Annotated in this window: 29 protein-coding genes; all 29 read left to right on the top strand. The window is 61.8% G+C overall.

The window, feature by feature from the left end:
* Nucleotides 1-24: 24 nt before the first annotated feature.
* The 29 genes from fusA to rplQ all read left to right on the top strand — a co-directional run bounded on the left by fusA (nucleotide 25) and on the right by rplQ (nucleotide 18,169).
* The gene (gene fusA, locus AC3CCE_RS19720; RefSeq protein WP_023667430.1) at nucleotides 25-2,115 is read left to right on the top strand and encodes an elongation factor G; all 2,091 of its coding nucleotides are present in this window, start codon (nucleotides 25-27) and stop codon (nucleotides 2,113-2,115) included.
* Nucleotides 2,116-2,180: 65 nt separating this feature from the next.
* Nucleotides 2,181-3,356 (top strand): elongation factor Tu, encoded by a 1,176-nt coding sequence (tuf, locus tag AC3CCE_RS19715; protein WP_023723394.1) that lies wholly within the window; start codon nucleotides 2,181-2,183, stop codon nucleotides 3,354-3,356.
* A 69-nt stretch (nucleotides 3,357-3,425) separates the two neighbouring features.
* On the top strand, nucleotides 3,426-3,734 hold the full coding sequence (gene rpsJ, locus AC3CCE_RS19710; RefSeq protein WP_010909272.1) for a 30S ribosomal protein S10: 309 nt from the start codon (nucleotides 3,426-3,428) through the stop codon (nucleotides 3,732-3,734).
* Between the two features lie 61 nt (nucleotides 3,735-3,795).
* On the top strand, nucleotides 3,796-4,524 hold the full coding sequence (gene rplC / locus AC3CCE_RS19705) for a 50S ribosomal protein L3 (RefSeq protein ID WP_352511939.1): 729 nt from the start codon (nucleotides 3,796-3,798) through the stop codon (nucleotides 4,522-4,524).
* Nucleotides 4,524-5,144: a 50S ribosomal protein L4 gene (gene rplD / locus AC3CCE_RS19700; protein WP_023672750.1), complete on the top strand. Its 621-nt coding sequence runs from the start codon at nucleotides 4,524-4,526 to the stop codon at nucleotides 5,142-5,144. The genes rplC and rplD overlap by 1 nt, the downstream gene beginning before the upstream one ends.
* On the top strand, nucleotides 5,141-5,434 hold the full coding sequence (locus AC3CCE_RS19695; RefSeq protein WP_023672751.1) for a 50S ribosomal protein L23: 294 nt from the start codon (nucleotides 5,141-5,143) through the stop codon (nucleotides 5,432-5,434). Before rplD ends, AC3CCE_RS19695 begins: the two co-directional genes overlap by 4 nt.
* A gap of 23 nt (nucleotides 5,435-5,457) precedes the next feature.
* Nucleotides 5,458-6,291, top strand: a complete 834-nt coding sequence (gene rplB, locus AC3CCE_RS19690) for a 50S ribosomal protein L2 (RefSeq protein WP_023706515.1) — start codon at nucleotides 5,458-5,460, stop codon at nucleotides 6,289-6,291.
* 16 nt (nucleotides 6,292-6,307) lie between these two features.
* The gene (gene rpsS, locus AC3CCE_RS19685; RefSeq protein ID WP_352626290.1) at nucleotides 6,308-6,586 is read left to right on the top strand and encodes a 30S ribosomal protein S19; all 279 of its coding nucleotides are present in this window, start codon (nucleotides 6,308-6,310) and stop codon (nucleotides 6,584-6,586) included.
* Nucleotides 6,587-6,588: 2 nt separating this feature from the next.
* Nucleotides 6,589-6,978, top strand: coding sequence for a 50S ribosomal protein L22 (gene rplV / locus AC3CCE_RS19680; RefSeq protein WP_006205462.1), 390 nt, complete (start codon nucleotides 6,589-6,591; stop codon nucleotides 6,976-6,978).
* Entirely contained in the window at nucleotides 6,978-7,703 is a 726-nt protein-coding gene (gene rpsC, locus AC3CCE_RS19675; protein ID WP_023672753.1) for a 30S ribosomal protein S3, read from the top strand. Before rplV ends, rpsC begins: the two co-directional genes overlap by 1 nt.
* A 26-nt stretch (nucleotides 7,704-7,729) precedes the next feature.
* Nucleotides 7,730-8,143, top strand: coding sequence for a 50S ribosomal protein L16 (gene rplP, locus AC3CCE_RS19670; protein WP_006205460.1), 414 nt, complete (start codon nucleotides 7,730-7,732; stop codon nucleotides 8,141-8,143).
* Nucleotides 8,144-8,156: 13 nt separating this feature from the next.
* Nucleotides 8,157-8,357 carry a 50S ribosomal protein L29 gene (rpmC, locus tag AC3CCE_RS19665; RefSeq protein ID WP_006205459.1) on the top strand — a complete coding sequence of 67 codons (201 nt, stop codon included), beginning with the start codon at nucleotides 8,157-8,159 and terminating at the stop codon, nucleotides 8,355-8,357.
* 11 nt (nucleotides 8,358-8,368) lie between these two features.
* Nucleotides 8,369-8,608 (top strand): 30S ribosomal protein S17, encoded by a 240-nt coding sequence (gene rpsQ, locus AC3CCE_RS19660; protein ID WP_010909280.1) that lies wholly within the window; start codon nucleotides 8,369-8,371, stop codon nucleotides 8,606-8,608.
* A gap of 72 nt (nucleotides 8,609-8,680) precedes the next feature.
* Entirely contained in the window at nucleotides 8,681-9,049 is a 369-nt protein-coding gene (gene rplN / locus AC3CCE_RS19655) for a 50S ribosomal protein L14 (RefSeq protein WP_006205457.1), read from the top strand.
* 12 nt (nucleotides 9,050-9,061) lie between these two features.
* The gene (gene rplX / locus AC3CCE_RS19650) at nucleotides 9,062-9,376 is read left to right on the top strand and encodes a 50S ribosomal protein L24 (protein WP_013531428.1); all 315 of its coding nucleotides are present in this window, start codon (nucleotides 9,062-9,064) and stop codon (nucleotides 9,374-9,376) included.
* A complete protein-coding gene (gene rplE / locus AC3CCE_RS19645; protein WP_023672755.1) occupies nucleotides 9,369-9,968 on the top strand; it encodes a 50S ribosomal protein L5 in 600 nt (199 codons plus the stop codon). The genes rplX and rplE overlap by 8 nt, the downstream gene beginning before the upstream one ends.
* Before the next feature lie 27 nt (nucleotides 9,969-9,995).
* Nucleotides 9,996-10,301, top strand: coding sequence for a 30S ribosomal protein S14 (gene rpsN / locus AC3CCE_RS19640; RefSeq protein WP_010909282.1), 306 nt, complete (start codon nucleotides 9,996-9,998; stop codon nucleotides 10,299-10,301).
* A 12-nt stretch (nucleotides 10,302-10,313) separates the two neighbouring features.
* Complete coding sequence (gene rpsH, locus AC3CCE_RS19635) at nucleotides 10,314-10,712, top strand: 30S ribosomal protein S8 (protein WP_006205453.1); 399 nt, start codon at nucleotides 10,314-10,316, stop codon at nucleotides 10,710-10,712.
* Between the two features lie 41 nt (nucleotides 10,713-10,753).
* Nucleotides 10,754-11,287, top strand: coding sequence for a 50S ribosomal protein L6 (gene rplF / locus AC3CCE_RS19630; RefSeq protein ID WP_352626289.1), 534 nt, complete (start codon nucleotides 10,754-10,756; stop codon nucleotides 11,285-11,287).
* A 140-nt stretch (nucleotides 11,288-11,427) separates the two neighbouring features.
* Nucleotides 11,428-11,787: a 50S ribosomal protein L18 gene (rplR, locus tag AC3CCE_RS19625; RefSeq protein ID WP_023682602.1), complete on the top strand. Its 360-nt coding sequence runs from the start codon at nucleotides 11,428-11,430 to the stop codon at nucleotides 11,785-11,787.
* Between the two features lie 153 nt (nucleotides 11,788-11,940).
* Complete coding sequence (gene rpsE, locus AC3CCE_RS19620) at nucleotides 11,941-12,504, top strand: 30S ribosomal protein S5 (protein ID WP_006333394.1); 564 nt, start codon at nucleotides 11,941-11,943, stop codon at nucleotides 12,502-12,504.
* Between the two features lie 24 nt (nucleotides 12,505-12,528).
* Complete coding sequence (gene rpmD / locus AC3CCE_RS19615) at nucleotides 12,529-12,726, top strand: 50S ribosomal protein L30 (protein WP_006205449.1); 198 nt, start codon at nucleotides 12,529-12,531, stop codon at nucleotides 12,724-12,726.
* A 22-nt stretch (nucleotides 12,727-12,748) separates the two neighbouring features.
* On the top strand, nucleotides 12,749-13,219 hold the full coding sequence (gene rplO, locus AC3CCE_RS19610) for a 50S ribosomal protein L15 (protein ID WP_023672760.1): 471 nt from the start codon (nucleotides 12,749-12,751) through the stop codon (nucleotides 13,217-13,219).
* 257 nt (nucleotides 13,220-13,476) lie between these two features.
* Complete coding sequence (gene secY, locus AC3CCE_RS19605) at nucleotides 13,477-14,817, top strand: preprotein translocase subunit SecY (RefSeq protein ID WP_023672761.1); 1,341 nt, start codon at nucleotides 13,477-13,479, stop codon at nucleotides 14,815-14,817.
* On the top strand, nucleotides 14,814-15,422 hold the full coding sequence (locus AC3CCE_RS19600) for an adenylate kinase (protein ID WP_023726809.1): 609 nt from the start codon (nucleotides 14,814-14,816) through the stop codon (nucleotides 15,420-15,422). Before secY ends, AC3CCE_RS19600 begins: the two co-directional genes overlap by 4 nt.
* Nucleotides 15,423-15,633: 211 nt before the next feature.
* A complete protein-coding gene (rpsM, locus tag AC3CCE_RS19595) occupies nucleotides 15,634-16,002 on the top strand; it encodes a 30S ribosomal protein S13 (RefSeq protein ID WP_006205445.1) in 369 nt (122 codons plus the stop codon).
* Nucleotides 16,003-16,129: 127 nt separating this feature from the next.
* Complete coding sequence (gene rpsK, locus AC3CCE_RS19590; protein ID WP_006205444.1) at nucleotides 16,130-16,519, top strand: 30S ribosomal protein S11; 390 nt, start codon at nucleotides 16,130-16,132, stop codon at nucleotides 16,517-16,519.
* A gap of 102 nt (nucleotides 16,520-16,621) precedes the next feature.
* Nucleotides 16,622-17,632, top strand: coding sequence for a DNA-directed RNA polymerase subunit alpha (locus AC3CCE_RS19585; RefSeq protein WP_023682599.1), 1,011 nt, complete (start codon nucleotides 16,622-16,624; stop codon nucleotides 17,630-17,632).
* A gap of 105 nt (nucleotides 17,633-17,737) precedes the next feature.
* Nucleotides 17,738-18,169, top strand: coding sequence for a 50S ribosomal protein L17 (gene rplQ / locus AC3CCE_RS19580; RefSeq protein ID WP_023682598.1), 432 nt, complete (start codon nucleotides 17,738-17,740; stop codon nucleotides 18,167-18,169).
* Nucleotides 18,170-18,217 lie beyond the last annotated feature (48 nt).

Genomic DNA, 18,217 nt, shown 5'->3' with positions numbered 1-18,217 from the left:
AACGAGACTGAGAAGGCATCCAAGATGGCCCGCGAATATAAAATCGAAGACTACCGCAATTTCGGTATCATGGCGCATATTGACGCCGGCAAGACGACGACCACCGAGCGCGTCCTCTATTACACGGGCAAGTCGCACAAGATCGGCGAAGTCCACGACGGCGCTGCCACCATGGATTGGATGGAGCAGGAGCAGGAACGCGGCATCACGATCACGTCCGCCGCCACCACGACCTTCTGGAAGGGTCGCAGCGGCAAGATGTACCGCTTCAACATCATCGACACTCCCGGACACGTCGACTTCACCATCGAAGTCGAGCGTTCGCTGCGCGTGCTCGACGGCGCCATTGCGCTGCTCGATGCCAATGCCGGTGTCGAGCCGCAGACGGAAACCGTCTGGCGCCAGGCCGACAAGTATAAAGTTCCGCGCATGATCTTCTGCAACAAGATGGATAAGATCGGCGCCGACTTCTACCGCTCGGTCGAGATGATCGGCTCGCGTCTTGGTGCGCATGCCGTCGTCATGCAGCTGCCGATCGGCGCTGAGACCGAGTTCAAGGGTGTCGTCGATCTCGTCGAGATGAACGCGCTGGTCTGGCGCGACGAGACGCTGGGCGCTGCCTGGGACGTCGTCGAGATCCCGGCCGACCTGCAGGCTCGCGCCGAAGAATACCGCGAGAAGATGATCGAAGCCGCTGTCGAAATGGACGAGACGGCACTCGAGAATTACCTCGAAGGCAAGATGCCGTCGAATGACGAGATCCGCGCGCTGATCCGCAAGGGCACCATCGCGGTCAAGTTCTACCCGATGTTCTGTGGCTCGGCCTTCAAGAACAAGGGCGTGCAGCCGCTGCTCGACGCCGTCGTCGAATACCTGCCGTCGCCGGCCGATGTTCCCGCCATCAAGGGCGTCGACGCCAAGACCGACGCCGAGATCGAGCGTCATGCCGACGACAACGAGCCGCTGTCGATGCTGGCCTTCAAGATCATGAACGACCCGTTCGTCGGCTCGCTGACCTTTGCCCGCATCTATTCGGGCAAGCTGACCAAGGGCATCTCGGTCGACAACACCGTCAAGGGCAAGAAAGAGCGCATCGGCCGCATGCTGCAGATGCATGCGAATTCGCGCGCCGACGTCGAAGAAGCCTTTGCCGGCGACATCGTCGCTCTGGCTGGCCTCAAGGACACGACCACCGGCGACACGCTCAGCGATCCGCTGCACCCGGTCATCCTCGAGCGCATGGAATTCCCCGATCCGGTCATCCAGATCGCCATCGAGCCGAAGACCAAGAACGACCAGGAAAAGATGGGCCTCGCCCTTCACCGCCTGGCCGCCGAGGATCCGTCCTTCCGCGTCAAGACCGACGAGGAAAGTGGCCAGACCATCATTTCGGGCATGGGCGAGCTTCACCTCGACATCATCGTCGACCGCATGCGTCGCGAGTTCAAGGTCGAGGCCAATGTCGGCGCGCCGCAGGTGGCTTACCGCGAGACCATCACCCGCAGGCACGAGCAGGACTACACCCACAAGAAGCAGACCGGCGGTACCGGTCAGTTCGCCCGCGTCAAGATCGTGTTCGAACCGAACCCGGAAAGCTCGGAGTTCGAGTTCGAGACCAAGATCGTCGGCGGTGCGGTTCCCAAGGAATACATCCCGGGTGTCGAAAAGGGCATCAACAGCGTCATGTCGTCGGGTCCGTTCGCGGGCTTCCCGATGATCGGCGTCAAGGCGACGCTTATCGACGGCGCTTACCATGATGTTGACTCCAGCGTCCTGGCCTTCGAAATCGCCGGCCGCGCCTGTTTCCGTGAAGCCGCACCCAAGCTTGGCGTGCAGCTGCTCGAGCCGATCATGAAGGTCGAAGTCGTGACGCCGGAAGACTATGTCGGCAGCGTCATCGGCGACCTGAACGGCCGTCGCGGCCAGATCCAGGGCCAGGAAGCGCGTGGCGTGGCTGTCGTCATCAACGCGATGGTGCCGCTGGCCAACATGTTCAAGTACGTCGACAACCTGCGCTCGATGAGCCAGGGCCGCGCGGCCTACACGATGCAGTTCGATCACTATGAGCCTGTGCCGACTGCGGTCGCCCAGGAAGTCCAGAAGAAATACGCGTAACCTGAACGGGTTGCATCGGTAACTTAATTCAAGGCCCGTACGGGCGAGCAGATTGGAGACATCACATGGCAAAAGGTAAATTCGAGCGTAACAAGCCTCATGTGAACATTGGCACGATTGGCCACGTCGATCATGGCAAGACGTCGCTGACGGCGGCGATCACGAAGTATTTTGGCGAGTACAAGCGCTACGACCAGATCGATGCGGCGCCCGAAGAGAAGGCCCGCGGCATCACCATTTCGACGGCGCACGTCGAATACGAGACGGCAGCGCGCCATTATGCCCATGTCGACTGCCCCGGCCACGCCGACTATGTGAAGAACATGATCACGGGCGCCGCGCAGATGGACGGCGCGATCCTGGTCGTGTCGGCCGCCGACGGCCCGATGCCGCAGACCCGCGAGCACATCCTGCTTGCCCGTCAGGTCGGCGTGCCGTCGATCGTGGTGTTCCTGAACAAGGTCGACCAGGTCGACGACGCCGAGCTGCTCGAACTGGTCGAGCTCGAGGTTCGCGAGCTTCTGTCGAAGAACGAGTTCCCCGGCGACGACATTCCGATCGTCAAGGGTTCGGCGCTGGCTGCTCTGGAAGATTCCAACAAGACCATCGGCGAAGATGCGATCCGCGAGTTGATGGCTGCGGTCGATGCCTATATCCCGACGCCGGTTCGTCCGCTGGACAAGCCGTTCCTGATGCCGATCGAAGACGTGTTCTCGATCTCGGGCCGTGGCACGGTCGTCACCGGCCGCGTCGAGCGCGGCATCGTCAAGGTCGGCGAGGAACTGGAAATCATCGGCATCCGTCCGACGACCAAGACGACCTGCACGGGCGTCGAGATGTTCCGCAAGCTGCTCGATCAGGGCCAGGCCGGCGACAACATCGGCGCGCTGCTGCGCGGCGTTGATCGTGAAGGCGTCGAGCGCGGCCAGGTTCTGGCCAAGCCCGGTACGGTGAAGCCGCACAAGAAGTTCGTGGCCGAAGCCTACATCCTGACCAAGGACGAAGGTGGCCGTCACACGCCGTTCTTCACCAACTACCGTCCGCAGTTCTACTTCCGCACGACCGACGTGACCGGCATCGTGTCGCTGCCGGAAGGCACGGAAATGGTTATGCCCGGCGACAACATCACGGTCGATGTCGAGCTGATCGTGCCGATCGCCATGGAAGAGAAGCTGCGCTTCGCCATCCGTGAAGGCGGCCGCACCGTCGGTGCCGGCATCGTCGTCACCATCAAAGAGTAATTTGGACTTAAACCGATCTGTCGCGGGCGCAGGATTTGCCCGCGCCGCGCCAGAACAAGGAAGTGACGCATGAACGGACAGAATATCCGCATCCGCCTGAAGGCGTTTGATCACCGCGTGCTCGACGCCTCGACGAAAGAAATCGTGTCGACGGCCAAGCGCACCGGAGCAAACGTCCGCGGCCCCATTCCGCTGCCGACGCGGATCGAAAAGTTCACGGTCAACCGGTCGCCTCACGTCGACAAGAAGAGCCGCGAGCAGTTCGAGATGCGCACGCACAAGCGTCTGCTCGACATCGTCGATCCGACCCCGCAGACGGTCGATGCTTTGATGAAGCTCGATCTGGCCGCCGGTGTCGACGTCGAGATCAAGCTCTAAGGGAATGAGAGCGCGGTAAGGGGCGGTGCCCCTGGCCCGGAACTCTAAAGGAATTGAACCGATGCGTTCAGGTGTGATTGCAAAGAAGGTGGGAATGACCCGCATCTATAATGATGCCGGGGAACATGTTCCCGTCACCGTTCTTCAGATGGAGAACTGCCAGGTCGTGGCTCAGCGCACGCAGGAGAAGAACGGCTATACCGCCGTCCAGCTCGGCGTTGGCCTTGCCAAGGTGAAGAACACGTCGAAGGCGATGCGCGGCCATTTCGCGACCGCTTCCGTCGAGCCGAAGGCGAAGGTCGCCGAGTTCCGCGTCTCCGCTGACAACATGATCGATGTCGGCGCCGAGATCACCGTCGAGCACTTCGTCGCCGGCCAGAAGGTCGATGTGACGGGGACGACAATCGGCAAGGGTTTCCAGGGCGTCATCAAGCGCCACCACATGGGTGGTGGCCGCGCGACGCACGGCAACTCGGTTTCGCACCGTACGCACGGTTCGACCGGCCAGCGTCAGGACCCGGGCAAAGTGTTCAAGGGCAAGCATATGGCTGGCCACATGGGCGACACCCGCGTTACCACACAGAATGTCGAGATCGTTTCGACCGACGCCGATCGCGGCCTGATCCTGATCCGCGGTGCGGTTCCCGGATCGAAGGGCGCCTGGATCCTGGTCCGCGATGCGGCCAAGGTGGCACTGCCGGCCAATGCGCCGAAGCCTGCCGCGATCCGCGCCGTTGCCGCCGAGAATGGCGCCAAGAACGAGGCTCCGGCCGCAGAGGGAGCAGAATAATGGATCTCAAGATCACAACGCTTGGCGGCAAGGACGCCGGCAAGGTGAAACTCTCCGAGGAGATTTTCGGCCTTGATCCGCGCGAGGACATCCTGCAGCGCGTCGTGCGCTGGCAGCTGGCCAAGCGCCAGCAGGGCACGCACAAGGCCAAGGGCCGCGCCGAAATCGCGCGCACCGGCGCCAAGATGTACAAGCAGAAGGGTACGGGCCGCGCCCGTCACCATTCGGCACGCGCTCCGCAGTTCCGCGGCGGCGGCAAGGCCCACGGCCCGGTCGTTCGCAGCCACGAGCACGATCTGCCGAAGAAGGTGCGCGCTCTGGGCTTGCGGCATGCTCTCTCGGCCAAGGCCAAGAGCGCGTCGATCATCATCATCGACGAGCTGAAGCTGACCGAGGCCAAGACGAAGGCGCTGATCGCGAATTTCGCGACGCTGGGCCTGACCAACGCCTTGGTGATCGGCGGTGCCGAGCTTGACCAGAACTTCAAGCTGGCGGCGACCAACATCCCGAACATCGACGTGCTGCCCATCCAGGGCATCAACGTCTACGACATTCTGCGCCGCGGCACGCTGGTCCTTTCGAAGGCCGCCGTCGAGGCTCTCGAGGAGCGCTTTAAATGACCGACCTCCGTCATTACGACGTGATCGTCTCGCCGGCGATCACCGAAAAGTCGACCATGGCTTCCGAGAACAACCAGGTTGTTTTCAACGTCGCCAAGAAGGCGTCGAAGCCGGAAATCAAGGCCGCTGTCGAAGCGCTGTTTGGCGTCAAGGTTACGGCCGTGAACACGCTTGTCCGCAAGGGCAAGATCAAGCGCTTCCGCGGCACGATCGGCCGCCAGAGCGACGTCAAGAAGGCGATTGTGACACTGGCCGACGGCCAGTCGATCGACGTCGCGACGGGTCTCTGAGCTAGGCCGCGAGGACAACAAACATGGCACTTAAAAAATTCAACCCGGTAACGCCGAGCACCCGCCAGCTGGTCATCGTCGACCGCTCGGGCCTCTACAAGGGCAAGCCCGTCAAGGGCCTGACCGAAGGCCTGACCAAGTCGGGCGGCCGCAACAATCACGGCCGCATCACGGCCCGCTTCATCGGCGGCGGTCACAAGCGTTCGTACCGCATCATCGACTTCAAGCGCCGCAAGTTCGACGTCGTCGGCACGGTCGAGCGCATTGAATACGATCCGAACCGCACCGCCTTCATCGCGCTGATCAAGTATGACGATGGCGAGCTGTCCTACATCATCGCTCCGCAGCGCCTTGCCGCCGGCGACAAGATCGTGGCCGGTGAATCGGTCGACGTGAAGCCAGGCAATGCGATGCCGCTGGCCTCGATGCCGGTCGGCACGATCGTCCATAACATCGAGCTGAAGCCGGGCAAGGGCGCCCAGGTTGCCCGCTCGGCAGGTGGCTACGGACAGCTGGTCGGTCGCGACCAGGGCATGGCGATCCTGCGCCTCAACTCGGGCGAGCAGCGGGTCGTTCACGGCTCCTGCATGGCCACCGTCGGCGCCGTGTCGAACCCCGACCACGGCAACATCAACGACGGCAAGGCCGGCCGCACGGTCTGGCGCGGCAAGCGCCCGCACAATCGCGGCGTGACCATGAACCCGGTCGACCATCCGCATGGCGGTGGTGAAGGCCGCACCTCCGGTGGCCGTCATCCGGTCAGCCCGTGGGGCAAGCCGACCAAGGGCAAGAAGACGCGGTCCAACAAGGCGACCGACAAGTTCATCCTGCGCTCGCGCCATCAGCGCAAGAGCTAAGAAGAGGTAACGCCAAGTGACTCGTTCTATTTGGAAAGGCCCCTTCATCGACGGCTACCTTCTCAAGAAGGTGGACAAGGTTCGTGAAGGTGGTCGCAATGATGTGATCAAGATGTGGAGCCGTCGCTCCACCATCCTGCCGCAGTTCGTCGGCTTCACCTTCGGTGTCTACAACGGCCAGAAGCATGTTCCCGTCTCGGTGAACGAGGACATGGTCGGTCACAAGTTCGGTGAATTCGCTCCGACCCGGACCTATTACGGTCACGGCGCGGATAAGAAGGCGAAGAGGAAATAATCATGGGCAAGGCCAAAGCTCCGCGCAGGCTTGCTGACAACGAAGCGCGCGCCGTTCTGCGCACGATCCGTATCAGCCCGCAGAAGCTGAACCTGGTTGCCGCGCTGATCCGCGGCAAGAAGGTCGCGACAGCGCTTTCCGATCTCGAATTCTCGGCCAAGCGGATTTCCGGCACGGTCAAGAAGACGCTGGAATCGGCGATCGCCAACGCGGAAAACAACCACGACCTCGACGTCGATGCGCTGATCGTGGCGGAAGCCTATGTCGGCAAGTCGATCGTCATGAAGCGGTTCCATGCTCGTGGCCGCGGTCGCGCCAGCCGTATCGAAAAGCCGTTCTCGCACCTCACGATCGTCGTTCGTGAAGTCGAAGAAAAAGGGGAGGCCGCATAATGGGCCAGAAAGTCAATCCGATCGGTCTGCGCCTCGGCATCAACCGCACCTGGGATTCGCGCTGGTTCGCGAACACCGGCGAGTACGGCAAGCTGCTGCATGAGGACATCAAGATCCGCAAATATCTTGAAAAGGAACTCAAGCAGGCTGCGATTTCGAAGGTCGTGATCGAGCGCCCGCACAAGAAGTGCCGCGTCACCATCCATGCGGCGCGCCCGGGCCTGATCATCGGCAAGAAGGGCGCCGACATCGAGAAGCTTCGCAAGAAGCTGATGGAGATGACGAAGTCCGAGACGCACTTGAACATCGTTGAAGTGCGCAAGCCGGAAATCGACGCGACCCTGGTCGCCCAGTCGATCGCCCAGCAGCTCGAGCGTCGTATCGCGTTCCGCCGCGCCATGAAGCGCGCCGTTCAGTCGGCCATGCGCCTGGGCGCCGAAGGCATCCGCATCAACTGCGCCGGCCGTCTCGGCGGCGCCGAGATTGCGCGCATGGAATGGTACCGCGAGGGCCGCGTGCCGCTGCATACGCTGCGCGCCGATGTCGACTATGGCACGGCCGAGGCGCACACGGCTTACGGCATCTGCGGCGTCAAGGTCTGGGTGTTCAAGGGCGAAATCCTCGAGCACGATCCGATGGCTTCGGAGCGTCGCGCGACCGAGGGTGATGCTGCGCATGGCGGTGGTGGTGATCGCGAACGCGGTCGTCGTCGCGAAAACGCCTGATTATTTAGGAATTTGGAGTTAGAACGATGCTGCAGCCAAAGCGCACAAAGTTCCGCAAGCAGTTCAAGGGCCGTATCCATGGTACCGCAAAGGGCGGCACCAACCTGGATTTCGGTGGTTTCGGGCTGAAGGCGCTTGAGCCGAACCGCGTCACCGCGCGTGAGATCGAAGCGGCCCGCCGCGCGATCACTCGTGAGATGAAGCGTGCCGGCCGCGTGTGGATCCGTATTTTCCCTGATGTGCCGGTGACGTCGAAGCCGACTGAAGTGCGCATGGGCAAGGGCAAGGGCGCTGTCGATTACTGGGCGGCGCGCGTAAAGCCGGGCCGCATCATGTTCGAGATCGACGGCGTCAACGAAGAAACCGCCCGTGAGGCGCTGCGTCTCGGCGCGGCCAAGCTCTCGGTCAGGACGCGCTTCGTACAGCGCATCGCAGAATAAGGACGGGCTGATCATGAAAGCCGAAGACATCCGGACCAAGACCCAGGACCAGCTGACCGACGATCTGGCCAGCCTGAAGAAGGAGCAGTTCAACCTGCGCTTCCAGAAGGCCACCGGCCAGCTCGAGAAGACCGCGCGCGTGCGGCAGGTTCGCAAGGACATTGCGCGTATCAAGACCATCGCTGCGGAAAAGTCCGCGGCCAAGAAGGCTTAAGGACGAAAATCATGCCAAAGCGCATTCTGCAGGGCACTGTCGTCAGCGACAAGAACGAGAAGACGGTAGTCGTCAAGGTCGAACGGCGCTTCACGCATCCCGTGATGAAGAAGACCGTGCGCATGACCAAGAAGTACAAGGCGCACGACGAGAACAACGCCCACAAGGTCGGCGATCAGGTGTTCATCCAGGAATCGAAGCCGATTTCCAAGGACAAGCGCTGGATCGTCGTGTCTTCGGACCAGGCGTAACAAACCGAATTTTGGACAGACCGGGGAGGGGCTTTGAGCCCGTCCCGTTAGAAGAGAAGAAGGCGGCCAGTCATGATTCAGATGCAAACAAACCTCGACGTCGCGGATAATTCCGGCGCCCGTCGTGTCATGTGCATCAAGGTGCTGGGCGGCTCGAAGCGGAAATACGCTTCCGTAGGCGACATCATCGTGGTGTCGATCAAGGAAGCCATTCCGCGCGGCCGCGTTAAGAAGGGCGATGTGATGAAGGCGGTCGTGGTTCGCACGGCCAAGGACATCCGCCGCCCGGACGGCAGCGTGATCCGTTTCGACAAGAACGCGGCCGTTCTCGTCGACAACAAGAAAGAGCCGATCGGCACGCGTATCTTCGGACCGGTTCCGCGCGAACTCCGCGCCAAGAACCACATGAAGATCATCTCGCTCGCGCCTGAAGTGCTGTAAGGAGCCGGACCAATGCAAAAGATTAGAAAAGGCGACAAGGTCGTCGTGCTGGCCGGCAAGGACAAGGGCCGTTCGGGCGAAGTCCTTTCGGTTCAGCCGAAGGAAGACACCGCGCTGGTGCGCGGCGTCAACATGATCCGTCGTCACCAGAAGCAGTCCCAGTCCCAAGAGGGCGGGATCATCACCAAGGAAGCGCCGATCCAGCTGTCGAACATCGCGCTGGCCGACCCCAAGGATGGCAAGCCGACCCGCGTCGGCTTCATCTTCCAGAAGGACGGCAAGAAGGTGCGCGTCGCCAAGCGCTCGGGAGAAGTCATCAATGGCTAAGGCTCAAACCACGAAGCCCAAGGCTGAAAGCAAACAGTCCAAGGCCCAGAACACGCCGCGCCTCAAGCAGGTCTACAACGAGACCATCCGCAAGGCGCTGCAGGAGCAGTTCGGTTACGAGAACGAGATGCAGGTTCCGCGCATCGACAAGATCGTGCTGAACATGGGCGTCGGCGAAGCGACCGCGGATTCGAAGAAGCCTTCGATCGCGGCCGAAGACCTGGCGATGATCGCCGGCCAGAAGGCCGTCGTCACCCGCGCCCGTAATTCGATCGCCGGCTTCAAGGTCCGCGAGAAGATGCCGATCGGCGCCAAGGTCACGCTGCGCAAGGAACGCATGTACGAGTTCCTCGACCGTCTCGTGAACATCGCACTGCCGCGCGTCCGCGACTTTCGCGGACTGAATCCGAAGAGCTTCGATGGCCGTGGCAACTACGCCATGGGCATCAAGGAACACATCGTGTTCCCGGAGATCAACTACGACAAGGTTGATCAGATCTGGGGCATGGACGTCATCGTTTGTACGACTGCGAAAACGGACGACGAAGCCAGGGCGTTGCTCAAGGCCTTCAACTTCCCCTTCCGCCAGTAACGGCAGCGAGAAAAGGAAAAATCTGAAATGGCAAAGACCAGCTCAGTCGAGAAGAACAACAGGCGCCGCAAGCTTGCCGACCAGTACGGTCCCAAGCGCGCAGCGCTCAAGGCGATCATCATGGACCAGTCCAAGCCGATGGAAGAGCGTTTCCGCGCTCAGCTGAAGCTTGCTGCCCTGCCGCGCAACTCGGCCAAGATCCGCATCCGCAACCGCTGCGAAGTTACCGGCCGTCCGCGCGCCTATTATCGCAAGCTCAAAGTATCGCGCATCGCGCTTCGTGATCTCGGCAATAACGGCCAGATCCCGGGCCTGGTCAAGTCGAGCTGGTAAGGAGGACATAACATGTCATTGAGCGATCCTCTCGGCGATATGCTGACCCGCATCCGCAACGCGTATGGCCGTAAGAAGTCGAGCGTTTCGACGCCGGCCTCGCGCCTGCGTACCCGCGTCCTCGACGTGCTGAAGGCTGAAGGCTATATCCGCGACTACAGCCAGACCGACTTCGACAACGGCAAGTCCGAAATCGAAATCGAGCTGAAGTATTTCGACGGTGCTCCGGTCGTGCGCGAAATCGCCCGCGTCTCGAAGCCTGGCCGCCGCGTTTACGTCTCGGCCAAGTCGATCCCGCACGTCGCCAACGGCCTCGGCATCGCCATCCTTTCGACGCCGAAGGGCGTGATGGCCGATCACGAAGCACGCGAACAGAATGTCGGCGGCGAAATCCTCTGCCAGATTTTCTAATTCGGCAGACCTGAAACAAGAGAAGTGACGAGGACAACCAAATGTCTCGTATTGGAAAGAAACCCGTTTCGCTGCCGCAGGGCGTGACCGCGACCGTCAACGGCCAGACCGTGACGGCGAAGGGCCCCAAGGGCGAGCTGAAGTTCGTGGTGAACGACGAAGTGCTGGTCAAGATGGAAGGCAGCGAAATCGCTGTCCAGCCGCGCGACCAGACCAAGACCGCCCGCTCCAAGTGGGGCATGTCGCGCACGCAGATCGTCAACATCCTGCAGGGCGTCAAGGACGGTTTCGAGAAGAAGCTCGAGATTACCGGCGTCGGCTATCGCGCGGCACTCCAGGGCAAGAACCTGCAGCTGGCGCTTGGCTTCAGCCACGACGTCGTTTACGAGACGCCGGCCGGCATCACGATCACTGTGCCGAAGCCGACGGAAATCACCGTGACCGGCATCGACAAGCAGCAGGTCGGCCAGGTTGCAGCCGAGATCCGCGAGTATCGCGGTCCCGAGGCCTACAAGGGCAAGGGTGTCCGCTATGCCGGCGAGAAGATCGTCCGCAAGGAAGGCAAGAAGAAGTAGTAGGCCTGGCCCCGAAAAGTTGCAGACTCTTCGGAAAAGGCCAGGCCAAAGAAGTGCAACGCCGCGGGGAGCAGTCGCGGGAGGCGCTTTCGCCTACCGCACATGGCGGCCCCCGTTTTTTGAAGGCAAGGAAGACTATCATGGCTACCAAGGAATCCATCCAGCGCCGCGCGCAGCGCGTCCGCCGCCAGATCAAGAAGGTCGCCGGCGAACGTCCGCGTCTCTCGGTTCACCGCACGTCGAAGAACATCTACGTGCAGGTCATCGACGACGCCAAGGGCCATACCATCGCGGCTGCATCGACACTCGAGAAGGACCTCAAGGGTTCGCTCAAGACCGGCGCCGACACCGAGGCAGCAGCCGCTGTTGGCAAGCTGATCGCCGAGCGCGCTTCGAAGGCCGGCGTCAAGGAAGTCGTCTTCGACCGCGGCGCCTACATCTATCACGGCCGCGTCAAGGCGCTGGCCGAGGCTGCCCGTGAAGGCGGTCTGAGCTTCTAATTGCCTGTTCCGAACCGAAGGTCAGCGCAGCAAAAAGTTGCAGACTTTTCGGTCAAGATCATGCAAGGAAAAATAATTCGCCCCCGGTGACCCAAAGAGGCGCACCGGATCTTATCAGCAACCGTGCTTCCGGAAAAGAACAAGGAACAGGATATGGCACAGGAACGTAGGGATGGCGGCCGCGGCCGCGATCGTGAAGAACGCGATGACGGCATGGTGGACAAGCTCGTCCACATCAACCGCGTCGCCAAGGTCGTCAAGGGCGGCCGTCGCTTCGGTTTTGCAGCACTCGTCGTCGTCGGCGACCAGAAGGGCCGTGTCGGCTTCGGTCACGGCAAGGCGCGCGAAGTGCCGGAAGCGATCCGCAAGGCAACCGAGTCGGCCAAGCGCGACATGATTTTCGTGCCGCTGCGCTCGGGCCGCACGCTGCACCACGACGTCGAAGGACGCTGGGGCGCCGGACGCGTGCTGCTGCGCGCTGCCAAGCAGGGTACCGGCATCATCGCCGGCGGCCCGATGCGCGCTGTCTTCGAGACGCTCGGCATGCATGACGTGGTCGCCAAGTCGATGGGTTCGTCGAACCCCTACAACATGGTTCGTGCCACATTCGACGCGCTGAAGAGCCAGATGCATCCCAAGGATGTGGCTGCTGCGCGCGGCATCAAATATTCGACCCTTCAGGCCCGCCGCGGCACCGCCGTTGCGGCTGAAGAATAGTCGATCTGACCAGGGATTTTGACCATGGCCAAGAAAGCAACCAAGACCATCACCGTTGAGCAGATCGGTTCGCCGATCCGCCGCCCGAAGGAACAGCGCGCAACGCTGGTCGGCCTCGGCCTCAACAAGATGCACAAGCAGCGCACGCTGGAGGACACTCCCTCGGTGCGCGGCATGATCGCTGCCGTCCAGCATCTCGTCCGCGTCGTGGACGAGGGCTGAGCAAAAGCGCAGGAGAACCCAGATGAAACTCAACGATCTGCGTGACAAGGACGGCGCGACGCACTCCAAGAAGCGTCTCGGCCGTGGCATCGGCTCCGGCTCGGGCAAGACCGGCGGTCGCGGCGTCAAGGGCCAGAAGGCGCGCTCCGGCGTTGCCATCAACGGCTTCGAGGGCGGCCAGATGCCGCTCTATCGGCGCCTGCCGAAGCGTGGCTTCAATAACATCTTCGCCAAGAGCTTTGTCGTCGTGTCGCTGGCTCGTATCCAGACGGCGCTCGATGCCAAGAAGCTCGACGCCAAGGCGACCGTGACGGCCGAGGCACTCGTTGCCGCCGGCGTCATCCGCCGCGTCAAGGACGGCGTGCGCATCCTCTCGGACGGCGAGCTCAAGGCAAAGCTTGCCTTCGACGTCGCCGGCGCCTCCAAGGCCGCGATCGAGAAGATCGAAAAGGCCGGCGGTTCGGTCAAGCTGCCGGAAGCGGCAGCGGAGTAACGGCAATTTGAAGCGCGGTCGGCAGGAACGGTATCCGTTTTTGTTCACGATTGCGCTTTGATCCAATCAATTAGGCGGCCGCGTCAACGCGGCCGCTTGCATGTTTAGAGCCCGGAGCTTATCTCGTGAGCTTCGGTGCCACGCGCCGCCTGAGCTGCGGGCATCGAGCGTGACATACAAATCAAAGAAGTAGCGCATGACGTTGTCCGAAAACCGCTTCACACTTTTCGGCATCATGCTCTAGCGGAGAATCAGGCATGGCTTCGGCTGCTGAACAACTAGCCTCGAATCTGAATTTTGCGGCTTTCGCCAAGGCGGAGGACCTGAAGAAGCGAATCTGGTTCACCGTCGGCGCGCTGCTCGTCTATCGCCTCGGCACCTATATCCCGCTGCCCGGCATCAATCCGGATGCATTCGCGCAGGCCTTCTCTTCGCAGGCCAAGGGCGTGCTCGGCATGTTCAACATGTTCGCCGGCGGCGCCGTGCAGCGCATGGCGATCTTCGCGCTCGGCATCATGCCTTACATCTCAGCCTCCATCATCATGCAGCTGATGACCTCGGTCATTCCGTCGCTGGAGGCGCTGAAAAAGGAAGGCGAGCAGGGCCGCAAGGTCATCAACCAGTACACGCGCTACGGCACGGTACTCCTGGCGCTGGTGCAGGCCTACGGCATTTCGGTGGGCCTGGAAGGCGGCAACGGCATCGTCAATGATCCCGGCATGTTCTTCCGCATCTCGACCGTCGTCACGCTGGTTGGCGGAACCATGTTCCTGATGTGGCTGGGCGAGCAGATCACCGCCCGCGGCATCGGCAACGGCATTTCGCTGATCATCTTTTCCGGCATCGTCGCCGGCCTGCCGCGCGCCATCTCCGGCACGCTGGAGCTCGGCCGCACCGGCGCCCTATCGACCGGGCTGATACTCGCGATCATCGTGCTGGCTATCATCGTCATCGCGCTGATCGTGTTCTTCGAGCGCGCGCAGCGCCGCCTGCTGATCCAGTATCCGAAGCGCCAGGTCGGCAACCGCATGTTCCAGGGCGATACCTCGCATCTGCCGCTGAAGCTCAACACGTCGGGCGTCATTCCGCCGATCTTCGCGTCGTCGCTGCTTTTGCTGCCGGCAACGGTCGCCGGCTTCTCGCAGACGACAAACCTGCCGGCCTGGGCAAGCACCGTGCTCGCCTCGCTCGGCCACGGCCAGCCGCTCTACATGCTGTTCTATGCGGCAATGATCGTGTTCTTCGCCTTCTTCTACACGGCCATCGTGTTCAATCCGAAGGACACCGCCGACCAGCTCAAGAAGCATTCCGGCTTCATTCCGGGCTACCGTCCGGGTGAGCGCACCGCCGATTACATCGACTATGTCCTGACGCGCATCACCGTCGTCGGCGCCATCTATCTGGTGCTGGTGTGCCTGCTGCCCGAGTTCCTGATTTCGGCGACTGGCGTACCATTCTACCTCGGTGGCACATCGCTTCTGATCGTGGTCAGTGTAACCCTCGATACGGTGGCGCAGATCCAGGGTCACCTGATCGCGCACCAGTATGAGGGCCTGATCAAGAAGTCGAAGCTGCGCGGGGGGAAGAAGGCCAGATGAGATTGATATTGCTTGGGCCGCCAGGAGCGGGCAAGGGGACGCAAGCACAAAGACTGGTAGAAAAATACGGCATACCGCAGCTGTCGACGGGTGACATGCTGCGGGCGGCCGTGCAGGCCGGCACCGAAGTCGGCAAGCGCGCCAAGGCGGTGATGGATGCCGGCGAGCTGGTTTCCGACGCCATCGTCAACGCCATCGTGGCCGAGCGCATCGATCAGCCCGATTGCATCAACGGTTTCATTCTCGACGGCTATCCGCGCACGCTGGTGCAGGCTGATGCGGTTGAATCGATGCTCGCCGAGCGCGGCATTGGCCTCGATGCCGTGATCGAGTTCGTCGTCGACGACAAAGCGCTGGTCGGCCGCATCGTCAAGCGCGCCGACGACGCCAAGGCCGCCGGACAGCCGGTGCGCAAGGACGACAATCCGGTGGTGTTCGAAGAGCGCCTGCGGGAATATTACAAGAAGACCGCGCCGCTGATCGGCTATTATTATGCCAAACGCTCGCTTAGGAGTGTCGACGGCATGGCCCCTGTCGAGACCGTGACGGCGGAGATTGAAGCGCTGCTCGCGGCGGTGACGCGGGAAACCGTTACGGCAAAGTAAAGATTGCGCTTGACTGGAACGGTTCGCTGGGTTATGGCGGCCCGTCTTCCTATCAGGCATGAGGCTTGCTTGTCCGCAAGGGCAAGGCAGCCGCATTGAAACTAGGGAACTCCCGCAAGGGCCGGCCTCCACCGGACGCGGGGTAATTTGAACAGCGCCGCGCATGCCTTGTTTTGAAGGCCGGCCGGTCCCACATGGAGAAGAGAAGAATATGGCTCGTATAGCCGGCGTCAACATTCCGACCAACAAGCGCGTCGTCATTGCGCTTCAGTACATTCACGGCATTGGCAAGAAGTTCGCCCAGGAGATCGTCGACAAGGTCGGCATCCCGGCCGAGCGCCGCGTCAACCAGCTGACGGACGCGGAAGTGCTGCAGATCCGCGAGACCATCGACCGCGACTACCAGGTCGAAGGCGACCTGCGCCGCGAAGTGTCGATGAACATCAAGCGTCTCATGGACCTCGGCTGCTACCGCGGTCTGCGTCACCGCCGTTCGCTGCCGGTTCGCGGCCAGCGCACGCACACCAATGCACGCACCCGCAAGGGCCCGGCCAAGTCGATTGCAGGCAAGAAGAAGTAAGTGAGCGAATAGCGAGTAGCCATTAGCGAGTAGGGGTTCCCTATTCGCTGGTCCCTGCTCACTACTCGCTTTCAAAGGTGGAGCCGCTGGCATTACGGCGGTGTAGAGATCAACTGAAAGGACTATCATGGCCAAGGAAGCCGCTCGTGTTCGCCGTCGCGAACGCAAGAACATCTCGTCGGGCGTTGCCCACGTCAATTCGACCTTCAACAACACGATGATCACCATCACCGACGCGCAGGGCAATTCCATTGCCTGGTCGTCGGCCGGTGCCCAGGGCTTCAAGGGTTCGCGCAAGTCGACCCCGTTCGCCGCCCAGATGGCTGCCGAAGACGTCGCCAAGAAGGCCCAGGAACACGGCATGCGCATGCTCGAAGTCGAGGTCTGCGGACCCGGCTCCGGTCGTGAATCGGCGCTTCGCGCCCTGCAGGCGGCCGGCTTCACCATCACCTCGATCCGTGATGTGACGCCGATCCCGCACAATGGCTGCCGCCCGCGCAAGAAGCGCCGCGTCTAAGACATTACCGAACGCCGCGTGAGCGCCTCAAGGCGCTCCTCCACGGCACTCCAGGTCGCCCGCCACGATTGGATGGTGGCGGGTCAACGGAAGGAAAGCATCATGATCCAGAAAAATTGGCAGGAACTGATCAAGCCGAACAAGATCGAGTTCTCGTCGAAGAAGAAGACGCTGACCACGCTGGTCGCCGAGCCGCTCGAGCGTGGCTTCGGCCTGACGCTCGGCAACGCGCTGCGCCGCGTGCTTTTGTCTTCGCTGCGCGGTGCGGCTGTCACCGCCGTGCAGATCGACGGCGTTCTGCATGAATTCTCGTCGATTGCCGGCGTGCGTGAGGACGTGACCGACATCGTCCTCAACATCAAGGAAATCGCCATCCGCATGGAAGGCGATGGTCCCAAGCGCATGGTCGTTCGCAAGCAGGGCCCGGGTGCGGTTCTGGCTGGCGACATCCAGACGGTTGGCGACGTCGAGATCCTCAACCCCGACCACGTCATCTGCACGCTGGACGAGGGCGCTGAAATCCGCATGGAATTCACCGTCGACACCGGCAAGGGTTACGTGCCGGCCGACCGCAACCGCGCCGAAGACGCGCCGATCGGCCTGATCCCGGTCGACAGCCTGTATTCGCCGGTCAAGAAGGTCTCCTACAAGGTCGAGAACACCCGCGAGGGCCAGGTTCTCGACTATGACAAGCTGACCATGACTATCGAGACCGACGGTTCGATCTCGGGCGAGGACGCGGTGGCTTTCGCTGCCCGCATCCTGCAGGACCAGCTTGGCCTGTTCGTCAATTTCGACGAGCCGCAGAAGGAAGTCGCCACCGAGGCCGTCACCGAGCTCGCCTTCAACCCGGCGCTGCTCAAGAAGGTGGACGAACTCGAGCTTTCGGTGCGTTCGGCCAACTGCCTGAAGAACGACAACATCGTCTACATCGGCGATCTTATCCAGAAAACCGAAGCCGAGATGCTGCGCACCCCGAACTTCGGCCGCAAGTCGCTGAACGAGATCAAGGAAGTGCTCGCGGCGATGGGCCTGCACCTCGGCATGGAAGTGCCGGACTGGCCGCCGGAAAACATCGAAGACCTCGCCAAGCGTTACGAAGACCAATATTGAGCATGAATTTCCAAGGATCGGCGGCGTGGGCCGCTCGATCCGACGGTCATGCGGAAAACCATCAGAGGCCACGGCCTCTTGAACAACTGAAGAAGGAAAAGAGCCATGCGCCACGGTTTTAAAGGCCGCCGCTTCGCCCGAAGCATTAGCCATCGCAAGTCGATGTTCGCCAACCTCGCCGTGTCGCTGCTCGAGCACGAACAGATCGTCACCACCCTGCCGAAGGCGAAGGATTTGCGTCCGATCGTCGAGAAGCTGGTGACGCTCGGCAAGCGCGGCGACCTGCATGCGCGCCGCCAGGTCATTGCCCAGATCGGCAATGAAGGCGTCGTCAAGCGTCTGTTCGACACCATCGCGCCGCGCTACGCCACCCGCAATGGCGGCTATCTGCGCATCATGAAGGCCGGCTTCCGCCACGGCGACAATGCCGCCATGGCAGTCATCGAGTTCGTCGATCGCGACACCTCGGCCAAGGGCGCCGGCGACCGCGCCCGCATCGAGGCCGAAGGCACCGACGAGGAAGCCGCTGCCGCATAAGGCTCGGTTTTTCAGGAATGACTTCAAGGGGCCTTCGGGCCCCTTTTT

It is taken from the genome of Mesorhizobium sp. P160187, from assembly GCF_057766425.1.
This window is presented reverse-complemented; position numbering and strand designations above follow the sequence as displayed.